Raw genomic sequence first — 1,384 nt, forward strand, 5'->3', positions numbered from 1 at the left:
CTAGGACTTGTCCGGCCGATCATGTGACTGGTCCGCGCGGGAGTCGTTGATGGGGCCATGGGGCGGGGCGATCTGACGGATGCCGAGTGGGAACGGCTGCGGCCGTTCCTGCCGGTCAGTAACCGGCGTTGTGGCCGATGGCGGGACCACAGGCAGGTGATCGACGGGATTCTGCACCGGGTTCGGACCGGGGTTCAGTGGCGTGACCTGCCTGAACGGTTCGGGCCGTGGAAGACGGTCTACGAACGCCACCGGCTGTGGTCCGCAGACGGAACGTGGGAGCGTCTGCTCCAACAGGTCCAGGCCTCAGCAGACGCGGCCGGTGAGGTCGACTGGGACATCTCGGTCGACTCCACCATCGTCCGTGCGCATCAGCACGCGGCCGGCGCCCGGATCAACCCGCCGCCGGCACCCGCTTCAAAAGGGGCCGAGCAGGCAGAACACCAGGACGAGACACCGTGGCAGAGCCTTGTCGCCCGCCTGGTGGAGGTGGTGCTGGAGGTGAGGGCCTGGGGCGTTCGCGAGGCGGGTTCACCAGCAAGCTCCACCTGAGCGCCGATGGCCGCTGCCGCCCGCTGTCCCTAATCGTTACCCCAGGTCAGCGGGCGGACTGCACCGAGTTCAAGCCGGTGCTGGAGAAGATCCGCGTCCCGAAGATCGGACCGGGCAGACCCCGCAAGAAGCCGGACAGCGTTGCGGCCGACAAGGCTTACAGCAACGGGCCTTGCCGTGAGTACCTGCGCCGACGGGGCATCCGGCACACCATTCCGGAGAAGATCGACAGCCGGGCCGCCCGTCTGCGCAGAGGTTCCCGCGGCGGACGGCCATCGGGTTTCGACGAGGAGCGGTACAAGAAGCGCAACACCGTCGAACGCGCAATCAATCGTTTGAAACAGCACCGGGCGCTTGCCACTCGCTACGACAAACGCGGCTATGTCTTCCTCGGCACCGCGACAGCGGCAGCCCTCGCGATCTGGCTACGAACGTGACTCCGCAGGCGATGCCTCATCGTCGTTGCAGCCGTGGTCAGCCCACTCGGTGAGGAGTTCGGCCAAGCTTGCAAGCGGCGTTGTCATCGGCCACGGCGTACGTTCCTCGCGGCCCGTCCACGTCAGGTGAACAACAGCCCAGGGGGACGACCGGTTCAGAACACTGAACAGGACGTCGTCACACCCTTCGCATCGCGCCACAGCGGTGGCCTGCACTCCGTGCAGGGGGTGCCCCTGAGGAAGCTCACGATGCAGCTCCAGCTCGAAAGCATGCATGCCGCCATCAGGCACCCACCACGGGGCGGGCAGAAGCGACGGGTCATCCGGCATGTGCTGCATCACAGCATCCTTGCAGAACCCCCTGGGCCGACCTTGATCGGCCGGACAAGTCCTAG

Annotated in this window: 1 pseudogene; it reads left to right on the forward strand. The window is 66.5% G+C overall.

What is annotated here, in order from left to right:
* The first annotated feature begins 57 nt into the window (after positions 1–57).
* Positions 58–989, forward strand: a pseudogene (locus tag OKJ99_RS08710) (IS5 family transposase).
* Positions 990–1,384: the final 395 nt, after the last annotated feature.

Source organism: Streptomyces endophyticus, from assembly GCF_035798155.1.
Classification (GTDB): Bacteria; Actinomycetota; Actinomycetes; order Streptomycetales; family Streptomycetaceae; genus Streptomyces; species Streptomyces endophyticus.